The following is a 21372-nucleotide window of genomic DNA, read 5'->3' on the forward strand; positions in this document are numbered from 1 at the left end:
AAAGGCTGTGATTGAGTTCTTGATGTACCTGGTCTTCGGCGCTGCTTTGGGAACCCTTGGCGGTATCTTCGGCATCGGCGGTGGATTGATCGCCATTCCGCTGCTGGGGGTGTTGTGTGGACTCGATCAGCAGATCGCCCAGGGCACGGCGCTGGTGATGGTGGTGCCTAACGTGATGCTGGCGCTGTGGCGTTATCACCAGCGCAACCGTATCGAATTGCGTCACGCGCTGCCGCTGGCTTCGATGGGTTTCTGTTTTGCCTGGATCGGTTCGATCTGGGCGGTGGGCATTGACGCGCAAACCATGCGTCTGGGGTTCGTCGCGTTCCTGATCGCGCTTTCGGTTTACAACCTGGCGCGCATGTTCCTGGCCAGTACTCATGCTTCTGCGCAGATGAACCATTCATGGCCATGGCTGGGGGTACTCGGCGCGGCATCCGGCACCATGGGCGGTTTGTTTGGGGTGGGTGGAGCCGTGGTGGCGACGCCGGTGTTGACCAGCCTGTTTGGCACCACCCAAGTGGTTGCCCAAGGCCTGTCGCTGGCGCTGGCACTGCCGAGTACCGGCGTCACGCTGGTCACCTATGCGGTGCATCATCAGGTGGCCTGGACGATCGGCCTGCCCCTGGCGGTCGGCGGCCTGATGAGCATCAGTTGGGGGGTGAAGATCGCCCACGCCATGCCGGAGCGTGTGCTGCGCGCACTGTTCTGCGGTTTTCTGGTGTTCTGCGCGGTGATGCTCGCCTTTAAAGTTTGAAGCCTTCGACGATGTGTTCGGCCAGGCATTCAGTGATCGGCGACGGATTGTGCAGGTTGCGCACCAGCATGATGCTGGCCTCGGGCAATACGGGCAGGTCTTCGGCTTCACCGAGGATACGCATGTCCGGGGTGACCAGGCTTTCCAGTTGCGCAGTCACCGCCAGGCCGGCGCTGACCACAGCCAAGATCGCTGACAGGCTGTCACTGTTGTAGGCCACGCGGTAATCGCGGCCCATGGCGTCCAAGGCATTGCAGGCCCACAAGCGGCAGAAGCAATCGCTGTTGAACATCGCCAACGGCAGCGGCGTTTGTTCGTGGGCGCTGAAGCATTGCGCCTCGGCCCAGACAAATCGCTCCTTGCGCAATAGCTGACCGATTTCACTGCCTGGCTCACGGGTGACGATGGTTAGGTCTAGATCCTGGCGCAATAGCAATTGTTTTGATGATTCGCAGTGCACCTCGATCTGGATCAGCGGATAGGTCTGGGCAAACCGCCGCAGAATCCCCGGCAAAAACCGCATCACGTAGTCGTCCGGCGTGCCGATGCGCACCATGCCGACCATGTGCGGCTCACGCAGGGTATTGAACACTTCGCTGTGCAGCTTGAGGATGCGCCGGGCATATCCGAGCAACACCTGGCCTTCCGCCGTCAGCCGCACTTGCCGGCCGTCGCGCTGGAACAGTTGCCGCTGCAGCACATCTTCTTCCAGCCGTTTCATCTGCATGCTCACGGCAGACTGGGTGCGATTGACCAGTTCCCCGGCGCGGGTAAATCCACCCTGGTCGGCGATGGCGACGAAGGTGCGCAGCACTTCGGTGTCGATACTCGGGTAGGCGGACATTCATCAATCTCCGAGATATGTGACATCAGAAACATTCGTTGGATTGATCTTAGCTCCGGCGAGAAACTTGAGCCATCCAAACGGAGGGCAACAAGATGAAAGGTCAAAAAGGCTTCGTCGATGCAGAAAAACACTCCATCCACCTGATATCCGATTTGCTGCACAAATTTAACCGCTGGTACGAACTGCACCGTGAACGTGAAATGTTGGCGGGCATGAGTGATGAAGCGTTGAAAGACATCGGGCTCAGTCGTGCGGATGTCGAGCACGAGACCATCCGGCCGTTCTGGGATGACCCGATGCACAAATGAGCAATACACAACTACACAAACCGACTTTCGGTGAGGTAGGTTGCGAGCAGACAAGGAGATGCTCATGCCCGCAACACAGTCCTTTTCCCTCAAACAGGCTCGGCGTCTGGCGCTGGCTGCCCAAGGATTCAACGGGCGCCAGCCGCCGGCGACGATCAAACCGGTTCAGCTCAACCGTTTGATCGAGCGGCTGGGCATTCTGCAGATCGATTCCGTCAATGCCGTGGTGCGTTCGCACTACCTTCCGCTTTTTTCCCGTTTCGGTAATTACTCTTCCGACTTGCTGGATCAGGCTGCCTGGAGTCAGGGCCGGCGTCGCACCTTGTTTGAATATTGGGGGCATGAAGCCTCTCTGCTGCCCTTGTCGATGTACCCCTTGATGCGCTGGCGCATGCAGCGAGCGATGCGGGGCGAAGATATCTATCAACAACTGGCGCGGTTCGGTCGTGAGCAGCAGGACACGATTCGACGGGTGCTGTCCTGCGTTCAGGAGCAGGGTGCGTTGGGCGCGGGCAGCCTGTCGACTCGCCAGGAGCGGGCAGGGCCCTGGTGGGACTGGAGCGCGGAAAAGCATGCGCTGGAATGGTTGTTCGCCGCAGGAGAAGTGACCGTCGCCGGCCGGCGCGGGTTCGAGCGGCTTTATGACTTGCCTGAGAGGGTGATCCCCTCGGCCATTCTGGCGCAACCCTGGCTCAGCGAGTCCGAGGCGCAGCGTGGTTTGTTGCTGCATGCCGCGACAGCCTTGGGTGTGGGCACGGAGAAAGACTTGCGCGACTACTTCCGTTTGAATCCCGCTGACAGTCGTCCTCGACTTGAAGAATTGGTCGAGGCGGGCGATTTGCTCGTCTGCCAGGTTCAGGGCTGGCGGCAGCCGGCTTATTGCCTGCCCGAGCCCAAGGTGCCGCGCAAGGTCGAGGCCAGCGCGTTGTTGTCACCTTTTGATTCGCTGATCTGGGAGCGTAGCCGCACCGAGCGTCTGTTTGGTTTTCGCTATCGACTGGAGATTTACACGCCGGCGGACAAGCGGGTCTATGGCTATTACGTGTTGCCGTTTTTACACAAGGAAAGGATTGCCGCGCGGCTGGATCTTCGCGCCGAACGGGCGACGGGGCGCCTGGCGGTGCATGCGGTGCACGAGGAAGAGCCGGGGCTGGATGATGAAGGGATGCTGGCGCTGGCGGTCAATCTGCGGCAGATGGCGGATTGGTTGGGGTTGGAGCGGGTTCAGTTGAATTGCCCGCGGGCGAGTGCGGGGCGGTTGCGAGTGGCGTTGGCTCAGATCAGCGGTGAATGAACTGGCCTCTTCGCGGGCAAGCCCGCTCCCACAGGGATTGCGTCGTTCGCATGATTTGTATCCGACGCGGTCATTGTGGGAGCGGGCTTGCCCGCGAAGGCGTCCGCTCAGGCCCTTAAAAACTAGCGCCGGACTTGTTTCAGGGTTTCGGCAATCAAAAACGCCAGCTCCAGCGACTGATCGGCATTCATTCGCGGGTCGCAATGGGTGTGGTAACGATCCGACAAACCGTCTTCGGTAATCGGCCGCGCCCCGCCAATGCACTCGGTGACGTTCTGTCCGGTCATTTCGATATGAATGCCGCCGGCATAACTGCCTTCAGCTTCGTGCACCTGGAAGAACTGCTTTACTTCGCCAAGGATCTGCGCGAAGTCGCGGGTCTTGTAGCCACTGCTGGCCTTGATGGTGTTGCCGTGCATCGGGTCCGAACTCCACAGCACTTTCTTTCCTTCACGCTGCACGGCACGGATCAGCTGCGGCAAATGATCGCCGACCTTGTTCGCGCCCATTCGCGCAATCAGGTTCAGACGGCCGGGATCGTTGTCCGGATTGAGCACGTCGATCAGGCGGATCAGTTCTTCAGGGTTCATGCTCGGACCGACCTTGACCCCGATCGGATTGTTCACCCCGCGCAGGAATTCGACGTGGGCGCCGTCGAGCTGACGGGTGCGGTCGCCGATCCACAGCATATGGGCCGAGCAGTCGTAGTAATCGTTGGTCAGGCTGTCGCGACGTACGAAGGCTTCTTCGTAGTTCAGCAGCAGCGCTTCGTGGGCGGTGAAGAAACTGGTCTCGCGCAGTTGCGGTGAACTGTCCATGCCGCAGGCGCGCATGAACGCCAGGGTCTCATCGATGCGGTCAGCCAGGTGGCTGTACTTTTCCGCCAGGGCCGAGTTGGCGATGAAGTCCAGATTCCACTTGTGCACCTGGTGCAGGTCGGCAAACCCGCCTTGGGCGAAAGCGCGCAACAGGTTCAGGGTGGCGGTGGACTGGTGATAGGACTGCAGCAGGCGCTCCGGGTCCGGCACACGGCTTTTTTCGTCGAAACCGATGCCATTGACGATATCACCGCGGTAGGCCGGCAGGGTCACGCCGTCGATGGTTTCGTCATTGGCCGAGCGCGGTTTGGCGAACTGCCCGGCCATGCGCCCGACCTTGACCACCGGGCAACCGGCCGCAAAGGTCATGACAATCGCCATTTGCAGCAGTACTTTGAAGGTGTCGCGGATTTTCGCGGCGGAGAACTCGGCGAAACTTTCGGCGCAGTCGCCGCCCTGCAACAGAAACGCGCGGCCCTGGGTCACTTCGGCAAACTGACGGCGCAATTCCCGGGCCTCACCGGCAAACACCAGCGGCGGGTAGCTGGCCAGGGTTTGCTCGACGTGCTGCAAATGCGCCGCGTCGGGGTATTGGGGTTGTTGCTGGATCGGCAGGGCGCGCCAGCTGTCAGGGCTCCAGGGTTGGCTCATCACAGTCTCTAATGTTTTACGCTCGGACAACCATGTTATCAGCAAATTAGTGCGTGACCTGTTCCCGTCGCTTCAAGGACAATCGTGCCTTTGCCGCACCCTGTTCGCGGTGTTATTGCGTTGCCGGCCACGGTGACGATCGGGAGACGAAATGACTGAGGAGCGCGTCGAGCATTTGCTCGCCGAGGTGCAGGACGAATTTGGCGTGATTCGCGTGCTGGAAGTGGCCGATTACCGGTTTCTCGAATTCGGCGATGCCATCGAGCAAAGCTGCGTGTTCACCGCCGACCCGAGTTGGCTCGAATACGATTACACCCGGGCGATGCTGATTGGTGCGCTGTGTCACGAGCTGCCGGAAACCGCGCTGTTTCTCGGGCTTGGCGCCGGTACGCTGACCCAGGCCTGCCTCAAGTTCCTGCCGCTGGAAGATGTCGAAGCCATCGAATTGCGCCCCGATGTGCCGCGCCTGGCCATCGAATACCTGGGACTGGATGACGATCCGCGCCTGTACATCCGCGTGGGCGATGCGCTGGAACTGCTCGACACCGCCGAGCCTGCGGATCTGATTTTTGTCGATCTTTACACCGACGTCGGCCCCGGTGTCGGGCACCTGGCCTGGACCTTCCTGGAGAACTGCCAGAAACGCCTGAATCCGGGTGGCTGGCTGGTGATCAATCAATGGGCCACCGATGATGGCAAGCCATTGGGCGCCGCATTGCTGCGCGGTCTCTACCATCGCCACTACTGGGAATTGCCAGTGAAGGAAGGCAACGTGATCCTGATCGTACCTTCTGAGCTGGATCAGGTGCTGGATATGGAAGGGTTGGCCGCTCGGGCCGAAGCCCTGGCGCCGCGGTTGGGGTATTCGTTGCAGTCGTTGATCAAGGCGATTCGACCGGCGACATAAGCCGGTGCCTGTGAGGACCTCTTCGCTAGCAGGCTCGCTTCCACATTTGTCCGTGATCCAATGTGGGAGCGAATCTGCTCGCGAAAGCTTTCTAACGACCAATACCGAATTAAAGCCCTTTGAACACCCCGGGCCGCCGCTCCACCAACGACCGCACACCCTCCCGCGCGTCCTCAGTACTCAGCAACTTCTTCACCAGCGCCGGCAACCCCTGTGCCGCGGCGGTTTCCCCTTCATAACGCGCCTGTCGGGCAGACATCAGCGTCGCCTGCACCGCCAGTGGCGCCTGCCGGGCAATTCGCTCGGCCAACTCGAGCGCCCGTGGCAGCAAATCCTCACTGGCCATGACCTCCTGCACCAGCCCCAGATGCAAGGCATCGTGGGCATCGAACTCGTCGCCGGTCAGCATCCAGCGCATGGCATTCCCCCAACCGGCCACTTGATGCAGACGCAGCGTGGCACCGCCGAAGGGAAAAATGCCGCGCTGCACTTCCATTTGCGCGAAGCGGGTGTTGCTGGCGCACAGGTTGATATCGGCCGCCAGCATCAACTCGATGCCGATGGTCAGGCAGTAACCCTGGGCGGCGACGATCACCGGTTTGTTGACCCTGGGGCCAGCGAATACGCCCCATGGATCGCAGCCACCGGGCGGTGCCTGCCAGCCTTCGGTCAGTGCTGCGCTGGCGCTCACCAGATCCAGCCCGGCAGTGAAATGCTCGCCATGACCAAACACCACCGCCACACGTGCCTCGCTGTCGGCTTCGAACTCACCGTAGGCCAGGCTCAGTTCGTTGAGCAGGTCGAGGTCGAAGGCGTTGCGTTTGGCGACCCGATCCAGGCCGATCAACAGAACATGACCGCGCTTTTCACGGCTCACACGGCTGGTGTCGAGCTCTTTCATGGGGCATTTCCTCGGGCGCAAAGGGGAGTCGGACCGACGGTCCGTGCGTTCAGGGTGAACCGTTTTAGCGCTATAGCCCGCAGGGCCGGGCCTTTGAAAAATAGACGCTCGCACGATTATCCGCAAAGCCTGTGACAGAACGCCGTACGCGGGTTTTATGCGTTAAAAAAAGGCTCCCTTTTTCGGCAAATTCCGGTATAGTGCGCGCCGGCCTTTAGCCGGGCCGCGTTTAGGTAGAGCAATTCCCCGAAGTCAGCTTCGGCTGCACGTCCGTACTGCGGACTCTTCCTTGACGATTCTTTTCATTCATTCGTTTTCGCAAATCCCCGCCGACAAAGCTGCCAGGGCGACTCTTGAGTCTCAACACGGCATGCGCAGCTTTGGAGCATGGGTCTTTGCGGATGCACTTAGAGGCAGACCCATGACCCAGGAAATCGGCGGCTTCGCCGCTCTTGAACTTCATCCCAATATTGTCGCTGCAGTAGTCGCTACCGGCTATGAAGAGCCTTCGGCCATTCAGCAGCAGTCGATCCCGATCATTCTCGCCGGTCACGATATGATTGGTCAGGCGCAAACCGGTACCGGTAAAACCGCTGCCTTTGCCCTGCCTATCCTGCACCGCATTGATCCGTCCAAGCGCGAGCCGCAAGCTCTGATCCTGGCCCCAACTCGTGAGTTGGCGCTGCAAGTTGCAACTGCTTTCGAAACCTACGCCAAACAAATGCCGGGCGTAACTGTTGTGGCTGTCTACGGCGGCGCGCCGATGGGCCCACAACTGAAAGCAATCCGTAATGGCGCACAGATCGTTGTCGCCACTCCGGGCCGTCTGTGCGACCACCTGCGTCGCGACGAAAAAGTTCTGGCGACCGTGAACCACCTGGTTCTCGACGAAGCAGACGAAATGCTGAAACTGGGCTTCATGGACGACCTGGAAGTCATCTTCAAGGCCATGCCTGAAACCCGTCAGACCGTATTGTTCTCGGCTACCTTGCCGCAGTCGATCCGTGCCATCGCCGAGCGCCACCTGCGCGATCCGAAGCACGTGAAGATCCAGAGCAAGACCCAGACCGTTACCGCGATCGAACAGGCTCACCTGTTGGTTCACGCTGACCAGAAGACGTCTGCCGTTCTCAGCTTGCTGGAAGTGGAAGATTTCGACGCGCTGATCATGTTCGTGCGTACCAAGCAAGCGACCCTGGACCTGGCCAGCGCCCTGGAAGCCAAAGGCTACAAAGCCGCTGCGCTGAACGGTGACATTGCCCAGAACCAGCGTGAGCGCGTGATCGACTCCCTCAAGGATGGCCGTCTGGACATCGTTGTGGCGACCGACGTTGCTGCTCGTGGTCTGGACGTACCGCGCATCACTCACGTGTTCAACGTTGATATGCCATACGACCCGGAATCCTATGTTCACCGTATCGGCCGTACCGGCCGTGCCGGTCGCGAAGGTCGTGCACTGCTGCTGGTGACTCCACGCGAGCGCCGCATGCTGCAAGTGATCGAGCGTGTAACCGGTCAGAAGGTTGCTGAAGTTCGTCTGCCGGACGCTCAAGCCGTTCTGGATGCACGCATCAAGAAACTGACCAACAGCCTGTCGCCGCTGGTGGCTGACGCCGAATCGACTCACGGTGATCTGCTCGATCGCCTGACCGCCGATATCGGTTGCAGCCCGCGTGCCCTGGCCGCAGCCCTGCTGCGCAAGGCTACCAACGGTCAAGCGCTGAACCTGGCCGCTATCGAGAAAGAGCGTCCACTGGTGCCGAACAACGCACCGCGTGGCGATCGTCCAGAGCGTTCCGGTGACCGTCCTGAGCGTGGCGACCGCGAGCGTCGTGCTCCGATGCCGCTGGCCGAAGGTCGTGCCCGTTGCCGTACCGCGCTGGGCGCGCGTGACGGTATCGCCGCCAAGAACCTGCTGGGCGCCATCCTCAATGAAGGTGGTCTGGCTCGTGAGGCTATCGGTCGCATCCAGGTGCGTGACAGTTTCAGCCTCGTCGAGCTGCCGGAGGATGGTCTGGAGCGTCTGCTGACCAAACTGAAGGACACTCGCGTTGCCGGTAAGCAGTTGAAGCTGCGTCGCTATCGCGAAGATTGATCCGCTTTCGGGCTGATTGATCGAACATGAAAAATCCCCGACTGGTTCGGGGATTTTTTTTGCCTCTCAATCGGCGGTGTGCCCTTCGCGAGCAGGGGATTTGTGAGTGACACGCATCCATTGTGGGAGCGAGCCTGCTCGCGAAGGACGCGACTCGATTTCCGCTCAGCCGAAGCGGTAAATATCCATTCCCAGTGCACCCATGGTGAAGCCTTTGTGGGCAACGCTGAAATCTCCCCCGGCGCTGCGGGCAAAGTACAGTGGCAGCAGATGCTCATCGCTGGGATGGTTGCGCACGGCGTTGGGTGCCTGTTGACGATAATCATGCAAAGCCGCTTCGTCATTGGCCTCAAGTTTCTCGATCATCCAGTCGCGAAATACCTGCGCCCAGGGTTCGACATTCTCGGGGCCGGCATGCCAGTCCAGTTCCCGCAGGTTGTGGGTAATGCTGCCGGAGCCGATCAACAGCACGCCATGTTCGCGCAGGCTGGCCAGGGCATGGCCGACGCGGGTTTGCAGGGCAGGCCCGCCACGGGAGGGCAGGGAGACCTGGACAATCGGAATATCGGCCTGCGGATACATCAATGACAAGGGCACCCAAACGCCATGGTCGAACGGCCGCTGTCTGTCGATGTGCGCGGGAAGCTCGGCTGCGTTCAACAGTTCGACAACCTCCGCCGCCAGCCGGGGATCGCCGGGGGCCGGGTATTGCACTTCGAACAGCGCCCTCGGGAAACCACCGAAGTCGTGCCAGGTTTCAGGCCGGGGGTTGGCGCTGACCAGGAGTTCATGACTTTCCCAATGCGCAGAAACAATCACAATGGCTTTGGGCTTGGGCATGTCCGCCGCCAGGCGAGCGAGGGCGGGTCCGCTGGCGCCAGGTTCCAGGGCAAGCATGGGAGAGCCATGGGATATGTAGAGGCTGGGGAACATGAATGAGCTCCTGAGAGTTAAGATGGCCCCATCTTCAGTCAGATCATTGATCTAAATCTAATATAAGTTTTAGGGTGTTTTGATCGAATTTTTGGGGTTATTTATGCAGCCGGAGTTTTGGCACAAGAAGTGGGCGTCGAATCAGATCGGCTTTCACCTGCCGCAGGTAAACCCTTATCTGCAACGGTTCTGGCCACAGCTGGACCTGGAAGACAGTGCGCGGGTGCTGGTGCCGTTGTGCGGTAAGAGCCTGGATCTGTTATGGCTGGCGCACTGCGGGCATGAGGTGCTGGGTGTCGAGTTGTCGGAAAAGGCCGTTGAGGATTTCTTCAGTGAGCATCAACTGGATCCGGCTGTCAGTGAGCAAGGACCTTTCAATGTCTATCGGGCCGGTTCCATCGAGCTGTGGTGTGGGGATTTTTTTGCGTTGACGCCTGGCGATGTCGCTGATTGCTCCGCGCTTTATGATCGCGCTGCGTTGATTGCGTTGCCACCGGCGATGCGTGAGGAATATGCGGTGCATTTGAATCGGATTCTGCCCAAGGGTTCTCAGGGGCTGTTGATTACGCTGGACTACGATCAGGATCAAATGTCCGGCCCGCCGTTCGCCGTGCTTGATGATGAAGTACAGCGGTTGTTCGGGGCTTCGTGGGCATTGAAAGTTCTGGAGGATCAGGATGTGCTGAGCGAGAGCGGGAAGTTTCTGGAGGCCGGTGTCACGCGGCTTGAAGAGCGGGTTTATAGGGTTTCCAGCCGGTAGTTTTTGTTGATTATTCCGGCCCCTTCGCGAGCAGGCCAGAGTGATCACCCCGACAATCAACAGACAAAAAAAGGCCCGCATCTCTGCGGGCCTTCTTGTTTACCTCGGTATTACTCAGCCCCGACGACGGGCCAGCGCGTCAATACGCTCTTCCAGCGGCGGGTGGCTCATGAACATGCGGGCGAAGCCCTGTTTGAGGCCACCGTTGATGCCGAAGGCATTCAGGGTGTCAGGCATGTGCACAGGCAGACCTTGTTCCGCACGCAGGCGTTGCAGGGCGCCGATCATCGCGGCGGTACCGGCCAGGTTTGCACCGGCTTCGTCGGCACGGAATTCCCGTTTGCGCGAGAACCACATCACGATGGCGCTGGCCAGGATGCCCAGGACCAATTCTGCGAAGATGGTCGCCACGTAGTAGGCGATACCCTGGCCTTCTTCGTTCTTGAAGATGACCTTGTCGACAAAGTTGCCGATGATCCGTGCGAAGAACATCACGAAGGTGTTCACCACGCCCTGGATCAACGCCAGGGTCACCATGTCGCCATTGGCCACGTGACCGATTTCGTGGGCCAGAACGGCTTTCACTTCATCCGGCGAGAAACGCTCGAGCAAGCCCTGGCTGACCGCGACCAGTGCGTCGTTCTTGTTCCAGCCGGTGGCGAAGGCGTTCGCCTCGTAGGCCGGGAAAATCCCGACTTCGGGCATCTTGATCCCGGCTTCACGGGACAGTTGCTCGACGGTTTGCAGCAGCCATTGCTCGTGACGAGTACGTGGCTGGGTAATGATCTGGGTGCTGGTACTCATCTTCGCCATCCACTTGGAGATGAACAGCGAGAACAGGGAACCGGCGAAACCAAAGACCGCACAGAAAATCAGCAGCTGATTGAGGTTGAGATCAACCCCGTTGGCCGCCATGAACCCGTTGAAGCCGAAAAGGCTCAGGGTGATGCTGGCAATCAGCACGACCGCCAGGTTAGTGGCCAAAAACAGCAGGATGCGCATCATGGTTGTAGAAATCTCCTTATGCTAAAGATGTAGCGTACTGCGGGGTATATAAGGTGCTGCACCGGGGTATTCAACCGGGTGACTATTTCAAACTGTGTCCTACGGCAATAGCTTAGCTGCTTGCAGGGCATTTCTGATATTGAACAGGGAAGTGTTTGTAGGACCCATGGGTGTTGCAGACCCCGCCGTTACTAGGCGAGAAACGCTTCTGTGTGGTGGGGCGGGGGCTGAGGCTGCGAGAGTCCGCAACGTACAAACATATGTTGCTGAATGAATCACCGTGCGACGAGTGTGAGCGTCGCACGGCGACAGGCCGCTTACTGGCGATAGGATTTGAGAAAGTTGCCTATGCGGCCGATGGCCATGTCCAGGTCATCGACCCGTGGCAGGGTCACGACGCGGAAGTGGTCCGGCCATGGCCAGTTGAAGGCCGTGCCTTGCACCACCAGCAGCTTTTCGGAGAGCAACAGGTCGAGGACGAATTTCTCGTCGTTGTGGATCGGGCAGACCTTCGGGTCGATGCGCGGGAACGCATAGAGCGCACCCATCGGCTTGACGCAGCTGACACCCGGAATGTCGTTGAGAAGCTCCCAGGTGCGGTTGCGCTGTTCCAGCAGGCGCCCTGGCGGCAGCACCAGATCGTTGATGCTCTGATAGCCACCCAGCGCGGTCTGGATCGCGTGCTGGCTCGGCACGTTGGCACACAGGCGCATGTTGGCCAGCATGTCGATGCCTTCGATGTAGCTCTGGGCGTGGTGCTTCGGACCGGAAATGGCGATCCAGCCGGAACGGAAGCCGGCGACGCGATAGGACTTGGACAGACCGTTGAAGGTCAGGCACAGCAGGTCCGGCGCCAGGGAGGCGGTGCAGATGTGCACGGCATCGTCGTACAGGATCTTGTCGTAGATCTCGTCGGAAAACACCACCAGGTTGTGCTGGCGAGCCAGTTCCAGCATGCCCAGCAGGACTTCTTTCGAGTACACCGCGCCGGTCGGGTTGTTCGGGTTGATGATCACCAGTGCCTTGGTGTTCGGGGTGATCTTGGCCTTGATGTCAGCCAGATCCGGCCACCAGTTGGCCTGCTCGTCGCACAGGTAGTGCACCGGGTTACCACCCGACAGGCTCACGGCCGCAGTCCACAACGGGTAGTCCGGCGCCGGCACCAGTACTTCGTCGCCGTTGTTGAGCAGGGCCTGCATCGACATCACGATCAGCTCGGAAACGCCGTTGCCCAGGTAGATGTCTTCAATGCCAACACCTTCCACCTGCTTTTGCTGGTAGTACTGCATGACGGCCTTGCGCGCGCTGAACAGACCCTTGGAGTCGCTGTAACCCTGGGCGGTCGGCAGGTTGCGGATGACATCCTGGAGGATTTCGTCCGGTGCTTCGAAACCAAAGGGCGCAGGGTTGCCGATGTTCAGCTTGAGGATGCGATGGCCTTCCTCTTCCAGGCGTTTGGCGTGCTTGAGCACCGGGCCGCGAATGTCGTAGCAGACGTTGGCGAGCTTGTTCGATTTGCTGACCTGCATGGCGATGTGTTCCCGAAAATGAACGATCCAGGCGGCGTATGAACAACCGTACTGGGAATCCTGCGTAATCACACAGGCCTGACGCCTTGAGAGGCAGCACTCATAAATCCGTTTGAATGCGCGTGGTCTGGCTGCCAGACTGGCGTTTGACGAGGCGCAATCATACGTGCCGCCTGATCCGTGGAAAAGGTACAGATCGGGCTTTTTCAGCCGCCGAGGTGTGATGATGGAAAAGTTGGAAAAAACCCTGGAAGAATGGAAAGCCATGCTCGACCCCGAGCAATACAACGTGTGCCGGCTCAAGGGCACCGAACGCCCGTTCTCCGGCAAATACAACGACAGCAAGGTCGACGGCATCTACCACTGCATCTGCTGTAACGAGCCGCTGTTCGATTCCAAGACCAAATTTGATTCCGGCTGCGGCTGGCCGAGCTTCTATGCGCCCATTGGCGACAGCGCCATGACTGAAATCCGTGACGTCAGCCACGGCATGATCCGCACCGAAGTGGTCTGCGCCAAATGCGATGCGCACCTGGGTCATGTGTTCCCGGATGGCCCGCCGCCCACCGGCCTGCGTTATTGCATCAACTCGGTGTGCCTGGACCTGGTACCGCGCGGATAACACGCCCTTTGTAGGAGCGAGCTTGCTCGCGATGGAATAGAGACCAACGCGGGGCACCAGGCTCCCCGCGTTATCGTTGACGACCATCGCGAGCGAGCTCGCTCCTACACTGAGGTGGCGTTCGATAATATAAATTGCACACAATTCAATTGCTCGCTATGTTTGGTGTATATCCCCGAATTCGGAGCCTTCACCATGAGCGACAAGCTGCTAAGCATCCCGTGCACCACCATCAAGGGCGAGCAAAAGACCCTGGCGGATTTCGCCGGCAAAGCCGTATTAGTGGTCAACACCGCCAGCAAATGCGGTTTCACCCCTCAATACAAAGGTCTCGAAGAGCTGTGGCAGACCTACAAGGATCAAGGCTTGGTGGTGCTGGGCTTTCCCTGCAATCAATTCGGCAAGCAGGAGCCGGGTAATGAAGGGGCGATCAGCGAGTTCTGCGAGTTGAACTACGGCGTCAGTTTCCCGCTGTTCAAAAAGATCGAGGTCAACGGCGCGGGTGCCCATCCACTGTTCGTGCAACTGAAAAAACGTGCACCGGGCGTACTCGGCTCCCAGGGCATCAAGTGGAATTTCACCAAATTCCTGATCGGCAAGGACGGTCAGCTGGTCAAGCGTTTCGCCCCGGCGACCAAGCCGCAGGATCTGAGCCGCGAGATCGAAGCCCTGCTCAAATGAACACGTTGTCCGTCGATTCCCTGAACCTCGACAGCCAGCTCTGCTTCAAACTGTACGCCGCTTCCCGGGCGGTGATCCGGGCCTACAAGCCGATGCTCGATCAACTGGGCCTGACCTACCCGCAGTATTTGGCGATGCTGGTGTTGTGGGAATGGCAGGCGTCAGCGCCGGAGCAGCCGACCGTCAAGGCACTGGGCGAGCGCCTGGCGCTGGATTCCGGCACGCTGACACCTTTGCTCAAGCGACTTGAGCAACTGCAACTGGTTCAGCGTCGGCGTTCGGCCCGGGATGAGCGGGAGGTGCACTTGAGCCTGTCGCCAACAGGCCAGGCGTTGCGCGATCAGGTCGGGCCGTTGAAGGCACGACTGCTGTGTGACAGCGGGGTGGATCTGGATCGCCTGAATGAGCTGCGCGACGGACTGGATCACCTGTTGGGGCAAATCAAGACACTGTCGTAACGGGAATCCAGACGTCCAGCAGCGCGGCGAGTTCTTCCCGGCGAAAGGGTTTGGCCAGGTAGTCGCTCATACCCGCCGCACGGCAACGTTCGCGTTCTTCGGACATGGCGTTGGCGGTGAGGGCGACTATGGGCAATTGCGGCCAGCGTCCGCTGCGGCGGATTTGCCGACTGGCTTCATAGCCGTCCATCACGGGCATGTTGCAGTCCATCAACACCAAATCGAATTCGCTCTCTTCCAGCTGATCCAGTGCCTCGACACCATGGGCGGCGACGGTTACCTCGCATCCCAGTTTGCCGAGCATGCCCTTGGCCACCAGTTGATTGACCGGGTTGTCCTCGACCAACAGCACCCTGGCGCGGCGTTGCGGCGATTGGGTATCGATCCGGATGTCATCGATGGTGGCGATTTCCGGTTGCAGGACGCGGCGAAGGGTCTGGTGCAGCGCATTGCGTGCCAAGGGGCGTGCCTGCTGCTGCAAGGGGGCGAGGGCGCTGGCTTGTTCGCTGGGCATGAAGCTGCCGTAGGCGGTCACCAGTAGAATCGGCGCGGTGAAGGTGGGGCGCAGGTTGAACAGGCATTCAGGGCAGTCGGTAATCAGTATATCGGGATGCAGGCCGATCAACGAGTCGTCGATGGCGCGCTGCTGATAGTCCAGCCCCCAAGCGGGCAACACGTTGCCTAGCAGTTCCGCCAGGCCGCTGCTGGCGGCGGTGATGGCGATGACCTTGCCCTTCAAGGACGGAGGGACCAGGGAGCGGGTGTGGCGGGGCAGTGGCAGTTCCGCGCAGAATTGGCTGCCGAAACCCGCTTCCGAACTGATGGTCAGGCGGCCTTGCATGGCTTCGCAAAGGTTGTAGGTCAGGGCCAGGCCCAGCCCGGTACCACCGAACTGCCGGGTAATCCCGGCGCCGGCCTGGGTGAAGGGCTGGAAGATCTTGACCTGGGCGTCCTGGGGGATACCGATGCCCGTGTCGCAGACCTCGATTCTGACGCCATCTCCGAATGTCGACAGGCGCACATCGACCCGCCCGAAACGAGTGAACTTGAGCGCGTTGGACAGTAGGTTGCTGACGATCTGCCGGACCCGGGTCGGATCGCCGAGCACCAGTGCCGGAAACTGCGGATCGATCAGGCAGGTCAGCTCGACACTGGGCGCCGCGTTCTGCGACAGCAGGTTGGCGGTGTCTTCGATCAGTGAGCCCAGGTCGAACGGGATGTGTTCGAGTTCGAGCTGGCCGGCATCGAATTTCGACAGATCGAGAATATCGTTGAGCAACTCCACCAGCACCTTGCCCGAGTCATGGGCAATGGCCAGCTGTTGCTGTTGCTCTGCGTTCAGCGGACCGTCCAGGGACAACGCAATCATTCCCAGCAGGCCATTGAGCGGCGTGCGAATTTCATGACTCATGTTGGCCAGGAACACCGAGCGCGCTTCGGCCATGTCCAGGGCGGTGCTGCGAGCGACCTCCAGCTCCTGATTGGATTGACTGAGGCGGGCGTTGATCGCCTTGAGTTCGGCAGTGCGCGCCGAGACGATGTTTTCCAGTTGGCTGAGGTAGTCGGTCAGGCGGTTTTCTGCATTGCGTCGCTGCTGGATTTCGGTGGCGACATTTTCAAATTGCTGGTTGGCGACCTTCACCAGCACACCGATTTCATCGTTGGCGTGTCCGGCCGGACATTCCAGAGCGGTCGGTTCAGCGTTGCGCGAGTCGCGGCCACTGAGCTCGCGAATAACCCGCACCAAGGGTTTGGTCAGCATCACATAGAACAGCGCCAGCAGCAGGCCGGTCAGGATCAGGCTGCGGGCAAAGCCGTTGAGCAGGGTCACTTCGGCGCGACGCAGGAACCGGTAGCCGAATGAGTAAGTGTCGACGTCCAGTTGCAGCGTGCCGAGGGATTCGCTTGGCAAATGGTCCAGATAGAGGCGGTCTTCGAACTGCCTGTCGGCGCCGAACAGCAGGTCGCTGAGTACGCGATAGCCGCTTTGCTGGCCGGGGCGCTTGACGTTGGCCAGCACGTTGCCGTTGTTGTCGGTCAGTTTCGCACCGATGATCGCCGGTGAACGCAGCAGGCCCAGGGTCAGTTCCTGCGCGAGCTCGGCGTCGATGTTATAGGCGATGCGTGAGGCAGGGTTGTGGCTGATTTCCAGCAAAGACAGGATTTCACGGTTGATGGAGGCGTCTTCACTGGCATAATCGATGCCTATTTGCAGCAGGCTGAGCAGCGTGCCGAGAATAAAACCGACCAGCACGGTTAGCCGGGCTTGCTTGTAAGACAGCCGGTTGGTGAACTTGATATCCATGGGGTGCTGGATCACTTCCGTTTCCCTTCGCTGCTCAAGCATAGCCGATCATGCACGGATGCCGATATTCTCGCGAGCCCTTGTACCGGGGGCCTGGCCCGGTCATCAAACGCTGTGTTTTGTCGCTGTATCGCCATCATTACTGTGAACGTGCCCGAGGAGAAGACGTGGATTCCCGATTGAATGCTTTTCTTGAACGCGCCGATGCCGTTCTGGCCCGTATCGAACCGCTACTGCCCACCCCTCGGCAAGCCATCGACTGGACAACCTGCCTGGCTGCACGTTGGCAGCGTGAAGGGCGCAGCGGTTTTCTGCTGCCGCTGCAGGTCAGTCTCGACATGCGTCTGTCCGACCTGATCGGCGTCGACCGGCAAGTGGAACAACTGGGACGCAATACCCAACAGTTTCTCGATGGCATGCCGGCCAACCATGCCTTGCTCTGGGGCTCGCGCGGCACCGGTAAATCCTCGCTGGTCCGCGCCTTGCTCGCCGAGCACGCCAACGCCGGCCTGCGCCTGATCGAAATCGAGCGCGATCACCTGGCGGACTTGCCGCGGGTGGTCGAGCAGATTGCCAGACTGCCCCAGCGTTTTGTGTTGTTCTGCGATGACCTGTCGTTCGAGTCGGGTGAAGGCGATTATCGCGTACTCAAAAGTGTACTCGACGGTTCCCTCGAACAGGCACCGGATAACGTGTTGCTGTACGCCACCTCCAACCGTCGCCACCTGGTGCCGGAAAAGGAAAGCGATAACGAAAATTGGAAAAGGGTCGATGGCGAATTGCACCCCAGCGAGGCGGTGGAGGACAAGATCGCCCTGTCGGATCGCTTCGGCTTGTGGCTGTCGTTCTATCCATTTACCCAGGAACACTTTCTCAACGTCGTCGAACACTGGATCGGCCAACTGGCCGACAAGGCCGGCCTCGAATGGCAACGCACCGAAGAGCTGGACATCCTTGCGGTGCGCTGGGCCACGGGGCGTGGCAATCGAAACGGACGTTGCGCGTATCAATTTGCCCGCTATTGGGTCGGGCTGAAACTGTTGGAGCACAAGGCATGATCGATTTACAAAAGAGCGGCCAGGGCCTCGAAGGCTACGGCATGCTGCACGCGCAGCTTGAGTCACTGTTGGCGGACGAGCGCGATTTCATCGCCAACGCCGCGCAGTTTTCCGCATTCCTGTTCAATCAGCTCGATGACCTGAACTGGGCCGGTTTCTACCTCAATCGCAACGAAGAACTGGTGCTGGGTCCGTTTCAGGGGCAAATCGCCTGTGTGCGGATTCCGTTCGGTCGAGGTGTGTGCGGGACCGCAGCGGCGACCTTGCAAACGCAATTGGTCGAAGACGTGCACGCGTTCCCCGGGCATATCGCCTGTGACAGTGCGTCGAACAGCGAACTGGTGGTGCCGTTGGTCAAGGACGGTCGCCTGATCGGCGTGCTGGACCTCGACAGTCCGAAACTGGCGCGGTTCACCGTGCAGGATCAGGCCGGTATCGAGCAACTGGCGGCGATTTTCCTGCGCCTGACCGACTGTTGATTCAAGATCATGCCGTCAGGCCAGCCTTGATCAGCAGGCCCGACGGATCTACCGCATCGATCTGCTGTGGATCGAGGAAGCGTTCGGCGTACCGCAGATAGATGTGCGCCTTGATGAATAGCCTGAACAACTCCGGGTCGATGTGGGCATCCCGGCACATGGTGGCCATGATGCCCAGTGCTTCGCTCAACGACTTGGCTTTCTTGTAGGGACGATCGGCAGCGGTCAGCGCTTCGAAAATATCGGCAATCGCCATCATTCGCGCCGGCAGGCTCATCTCTTCACGTTTCAAACGTTTGGGATAACCGGTGCCATCCATTTTTTCGTGGTGGCCACCGGCGATTTCCGCAACGTTGCGCAAATGGCCGGGAAACGGTAGATGGTTGAGCATCAGGATCGTCTGCACGATGTGGTGATTGATGATGTAGCGCTCCTCGCTCGTCAGGGTGCCGCGACCGATGCTCAGGTTGTAGAGTTCGCCGCGGTTGTACTTGTAGCGAGGTACATCGAGTTTGAAACCCCAGGGATTATCGGGCGCGATCAGTTCGGCCTCGGCGCGTTCGAACAGGTGCTCGGGCTTGTCCGCCAGCAGCGATTCGGTGACCGGCAGTGTCGCTTCCGGGGTACGGGCCTGACGCCGGCTCTCTTCCCAGGAAACACCCAGCCGGTCATCCAGGGTCCGCGTCCAGGTGCGTTGGCCGACGCTGCGCAGGCGTTGCAGATCGCTTTCGGCCATGGTCTCGCCACCGAGATTGCAGCGGGCAACGAAAGCAAAATCATCATCCAGCTCCAATAAAGTGACATCACGTCGCTGCGCCAGGTCTTGCTCATCGCCACCTTGGGCGACCGCTTGCCAGTAGCTGACCCAGGCATCGCGCTTGAGTACTTCGAAACGGGTGCGGATTTCGTGGATGCGGTCGTTGAGGGTTTCCAGTTTCGTGGCTTTATCAACGACGTATTCCGGTGTGGTGATCTTGCCGCAGTCGTGCAGCCAGGCGGCGACGTGCAGCGCCTCCCATTCATCATCGGAGGGTTGATAACTGCCGAAGGCCGGATCCTTGCTGGCAGCAGCGGCTTGGGCGAGCATCAGCGTCAGGGCGGGCACACGCTGACAATGCCCGCCGGTGTAGGGACTCTTGGCATCAATGGCACCGGCCAACAGCTTGATGAACGCGTCCAGCAGTTGTTTTTGCCGGTCTTGCAAGCGCTGGCTTTCGATGCTCACCGCGGCCGCACCGGACACGGCCTGCAAAAACGCAATGCGGTCCGGGCGAAGTTTTTCCAGGTCACTCTGGTTGCCGCTGTCAGCCAGCAGAAACACCAGCAGGCCCACGGTGTCGTTATGGCGATTGTGCAAGCGGATACCGATCAGATGAACCCGCGGGCATTCCAGTGCGAGCAGCACTTTCTGCAAATCCCCCGCCTGCTCGAAACCGAGATTGCTGACGACATTGTCAGCGCTCGACAACTGCTGCAGCCAGGCGGGGCTCTGCGGGTCTTGAATCGAGTGGGCCCGAATGTCGAATGACGACAGGGCCTGCGCGGTATCGTTTATGACCAGGCCGTGGGGTTCCATGCGATCGCCGTCGCCTTCGCGCAGGTAGATCAGACCGGCCTGGGCCTGGCCGATTTTCACGGTTTCAAACAGCACCCGTTGCAGCAACGGGGCGAATCGGGTTTCGGCACTCAGACTGTCTGTGATCTGGAAGAAGCTCGCCAGGGTGTCTTTCATACGCGCCATCGACACGCTCAGTTGATCGACTTCAAGCACCGGAGAACGACGGGACAGCGGAAAATTGAAATCGAAACTGCGAATCGCATCCGCTTCCTGCACCAGTGCGCGCAGGGGCTTGACCAGCATTCGCGAGGTCAACCAACCCAGCGGTATGCACAACAGCAGCGTTGCCAGGGTAATCAGTGCGCCTTGCCAGCGCATGCGGTAGGCATCGACAAGCAACTCATCTTCCGGCACCAGCAAGGCCAATTGCAGTCCCGTGGGGCCACCTTCCTGCATGCTGCTGCGGGCCACGATCCATTGACGACCGCCGGCATTCAGGCGATTGCCTTCAAGAGGGTTATTGAGCAGTGCCTCCAGGCTGGGGCTCAGGTCGGCGGCCTTGATCAGATGGGCGGTCTGATCGTCGATGATCAGCCGGCTGGCGTCGGGGTAGGCGACGGCATTGCCTTGGGCATCGAACAGCACGATCTCGGTGGCGGGCGTTACCACGTGTTTGGCCAGGGTGGCACTGAGTTCGGCCAGGGTCAGGTCCGCGCCTATCACGACCTGTTCGCCACCGTGCCGTGCCAGGGTGGTGCCGACATTGTGGGTGGAGAAAAAGACATAGGGTTCGGTGGTGATCTGATCGTTGTCGCGGCTGGCGCCGGTAAACCAGATACGGCTACGCGGATCGTAGGTGTCGTCGGGGTTGTCCTGGCGGCTGATAAAGGCCAGGTTCCGATCAAAAAACAAAGATTGCGAGTGCATCTGGCCGCTGCCGTTTCGCTCAATGCTCCACACTTGATAAACCGCACTCTCGGGGGCTTTGAGCAGGTTTTTTACATCGACGGTCCGCAGTGGGCGAACCATGAAGAAGTCACCATTGCCGTAGCCCAGGTACAGCGACGCCAGATCAGGGTTGTCGGTGAGCGACTGGCTGAAGGGTTTGAGCAGCGCCAGGCGTTGCTCAAGGTCCGGCGCGTGAACAGCGGGGTTGAGGATCTGCAGGCTTAACAGGTGACGAATCGGTTCGTAGGTCGCTTTCAGATCGAGGCGGACATCCTGCTCTATGCGATTGAAGAGCTTCTCGCTGCTGGACAGAATGATTTGTGTGGTTTGCCGATAATTGAAAATGCCCAATACCACCCCGGTCAGCAACAGCAGGAAGGTAAACATCACGCTGATATGAACGTGCAGGGGAAACCGCCGTTGATCCGGACGCAGTGGGCTGGGCATGCAGGTCCCTC

18 protein-coding genes and 1 pseudogene are annotated in these 21372 nt (G+C 59.7%); 11 read left to right on the top strand and 8 right to left on the bottom strand.

Features of this window, described 5'->3' with window-relative positions; translation table 11 throughout:
- Positions 1–7 precede the first annotated feature (7 nt).
- Positions 8–757, top strand: coding sequence for a sulfite exporter TauE/SafE family protein (locus tag FFS64_RS19575; RefSeq protein ID WP_137806772.1), 750 nt, complete (start codon positions 8–10; stop codon positions 755–757).
- Here the strand turns inward: FFS64_RS19575 and FFS64_RS19580 are convergent.
- A complete protein-coding gene (locus FFS64_RS19580; protein ID WP_137806773.1) occupies positions 747–1601 on the bottom strand; it encodes a LysR substrate-binding domain-containing protein in 855 nt (284 codons plus the stop codon). The genes FFS64_RS19575 and FFS64_RS19580 overlap by 11 nt on opposite strands.
- Positions 1602–1696: 95 nt before the next feature.
- On the opposite strand from FFS64_RS19580, the gene FFS64_RS19585 reads away from it, so the two are divergent.
- Positions 1697–1912 carry a DUF1127 domain-containing protein gene (locus tag FFS64_RS19585; RefSeq protein ID WP_137806774.1) on the top strand — a complete coding sequence of 72 codons (216 nt, stop codon included), beginning with the start codon at positions 1697–1699 and terminating at the stop codon, positions 1910–1912.
- A 64-nt stretch (positions 1913–1976) separates the two neighbouring features.
- Complete coding sequence (locus tag FFS64_RS19590) at positions 1977–3206, top strand: winged helix-turn-helix domain-containing protein (RefSeq protein WP_137806775.1); 1230 nt, start codon at positions 1977–1979, stop codon at positions 3204–3206.
- A 122-nt stretch (positions 3207–3328) separates the two neighbouring features.
- On the opposite strand, the gene FFS64_RS19595 is transcribed toward FFS64_RS19590, so the two are convergent.
- The gene (locus FFS64_RS19595) at positions 3329–4675 is read right to left on the bottom strand and encodes a class II 3-deoxy-7-phosphoheptulonate synthase (protein ID WP_095196773.1); all 1347 of its coding nucleotides are present in this window, start codon (positions 4673–4675) and stop codon (positions 3329–3331) included.
- A 151-nt stretch (positions 4676–4826) separates the two neighbouring features.
- On the opposite strand from FFS64_RS19595, the gene FFS64_RS19600 reads away from it, so the two are divergent.
- Positions 4827–5582, top strand: coding sequence for a spermidine synthase (locus tag FFS64_RS19600; protein ID WP_095196772.1), 756 nt, complete (start codon positions 4827–4829; stop codon positions 5580–5582).
- A 109-nt stretch (positions 5583–5691) separates the two neighbouring features.
- On the opposite strand, the gene FFS64_RS19605 is transcribed toward FFS64_RS19600, so the two are convergent.
- On the bottom strand, positions 5692–6483 hold the full coding sequence (locus FFS64_RS19605) for a crotonase/enoyl-CoA hydratase family protein (protein WP_137806776.1): 792 nt from the start codon (positions 6481–6483) through the stop codon (positions 5692–5694).
- Positions 6484–6870: 387 nt separating this feature from the next.
- On the opposite strand from FFS64_RS19605, the pseudogene FFS64_RS19615 reads away from it, so the two are divergent.
- A pseudogene (locus FFS64_RS19615) lies at positions 6871–8578 on the top strand (DEAD/DEAH box helicase).
- A gap of 165 nt (positions 8579–8743) precedes the next feature.
- On the opposite strand, the gene FFS64_RS19620 reads toward FFS64_RS19615, so the two are convergent.
- The gene (locus FFS64_RS19620; protein ID WP_137806777.1) at positions 8744–9511 is read right to left on the bottom strand and encodes a class III extradiol ring-cleavage dioxygenase; all 768 of its coding nucleotides are present in this window, start codon (positions 9509–9511) and stop codon (positions 8744–8746) included.
- Between the two features lie 103 nt (positions 9512–9614).
- On the opposite strand from FFS64_RS19620, the gene FFS64_RS19625 reads away from it, so the two are divergent.
- A complete protein-coding gene (locus FFS64_RS19625) occupies positions 9615–10271 on the top strand; it encodes a thiopurine S-methyltransferase (RefSeq protein ID WP_137806778.1) in 657 nt (218 codons plus the stop codon).
- Positions 10272–10385: 114 nt separating this feature from the next.
- On the opposite strand, the gene htpX is transcribed toward FFS64_RS19625, so the two are convergent.
- Complete coding sequence (gene htpX / locus FFS64_RS19630) at positions 10386–11276, bottom strand: protease HtpX (RefSeq protein ID WP_077044600.1); 891 nt, start codon at positions 11274–11276, stop codon at positions 10386–10388.
- 317 nt (positions 11277–11593) lie between these two features.
- A complete protein-coding gene (locus tag FFS64_RS19635; protein WP_007983502.1) occupies positions 11594–12805 on the bottom strand; it encodes a pyridoxal phosphate-dependent aminotransferase in 1212 nt (403 codons plus the stop codon).
- 226 nt (positions 12806–13031) lie between these two features.
- Between FFS64_RS19635 and msrB the strand changes: the two genes are divergently transcribed.
- From msrB to FFS64_RS19650, 3 genes are all read left to right on the top strand, one after another.
- Positions 13032–13427: a peptide-methionine (R)-S-oxide reductase MsrB gene (msrB, locus tag FFS64_RS19640; RefSeq protein WP_095196767.1), complete on the top strand. Its 396-nt coding sequence runs from the start codon at positions 13032–13034 to the stop codon at positions 13425–13427.
- Positions 13428–13622: 195 nt separating this feature from the next.
- The gene (locus tag FFS64_RS19645) at positions 13623–14108 is read left to right on the top strand and encodes a glutathione peroxidase (protein WP_137806779.1); all 486 of its coding nucleotides are present in this window, start codon (positions 13623–13625) and stop codon (positions 14106–14108) included.
- Entirely contained in the window at positions 14105–14566 is a 462-nt protein-coding gene (locus tag FFS64_RS19650) for a MarR family winged helix-turn-helix transcriptional regulator (RefSeq protein WP_137806780.1), read from the top strand. The genes FFS64_RS19645 and FFS64_RS19650 overlap by 4 nt, the downstream gene beginning before the upstream one ends.
- On the opposite strand, the gene FFS64_RS19655 is transcribed toward FFS64_RS19650, so the two are convergent.
- Positions 14550–16913, bottom strand: coding sequence for a response regulator (locus FFS64_RS19655; protein ID WP_137806781.1), 2364 nt, complete (start codon positions 16911–16913; stop codon positions 14550–14552). The two genes, FFS64_RS19650 and FFS64_RS19655, sit on opposite strands and share 17 nt — an antisense overlap.
- A 125-nt stretch (positions 16914–17038) precedes the next feature.
- On the opposite strand from FFS64_RS19655, the gene FFS64_RS19660 reads away from it, so the two are divergent.
- Positions 17039–17929 (top strand): ATP-binding protein, encoded by an 891-nt coding sequence (locus FFS64_RS19660; RefSeq protein ID WP_137806782.1) that lies wholly within the window; start codon positions 17039–17041, stop codon positions 17927–17929.
- Entirely contained in the window at positions 17926–18408 is a 483-nt protein-coding gene (locus tag FFS64_RS19665; RefSeq protein ID WP_137806783.1) for a GAF domain-containing protein, read from the top strand. The genes FFS64_RS19660 and FFS64_RS19665 overlap by 4 nt, the downstream gene beginning before the upstream one ends.
- 7 nt (positions 18409–18415) lie before the next feature.
- On the opposite strand, the gene FFS64_RS19670 is transcribed toward FFS64_RS19665, so the two are convergent.
- Positions 18416–21361, bottom strand: a complete 2946-nt coding sequence (locus tag FFS64_RS19670) for an HD domain-containing phosphohydrolase (protein ID WP_137806784.1) — start codon at positions 21359–21361, stop codon at positions 18416–18418.
- Positions 21362–21372: the final 11 nt, after the last annotated feature.

Source organism: Pseudomonas sp. G(2018), from assembly GCF_005502415.1.
GTDB lineage: Bacteria > Pseudomonadota > Gammaproteobacteria > Pseudomonadales > Pseudomonadaceae > Aquipseudomonas.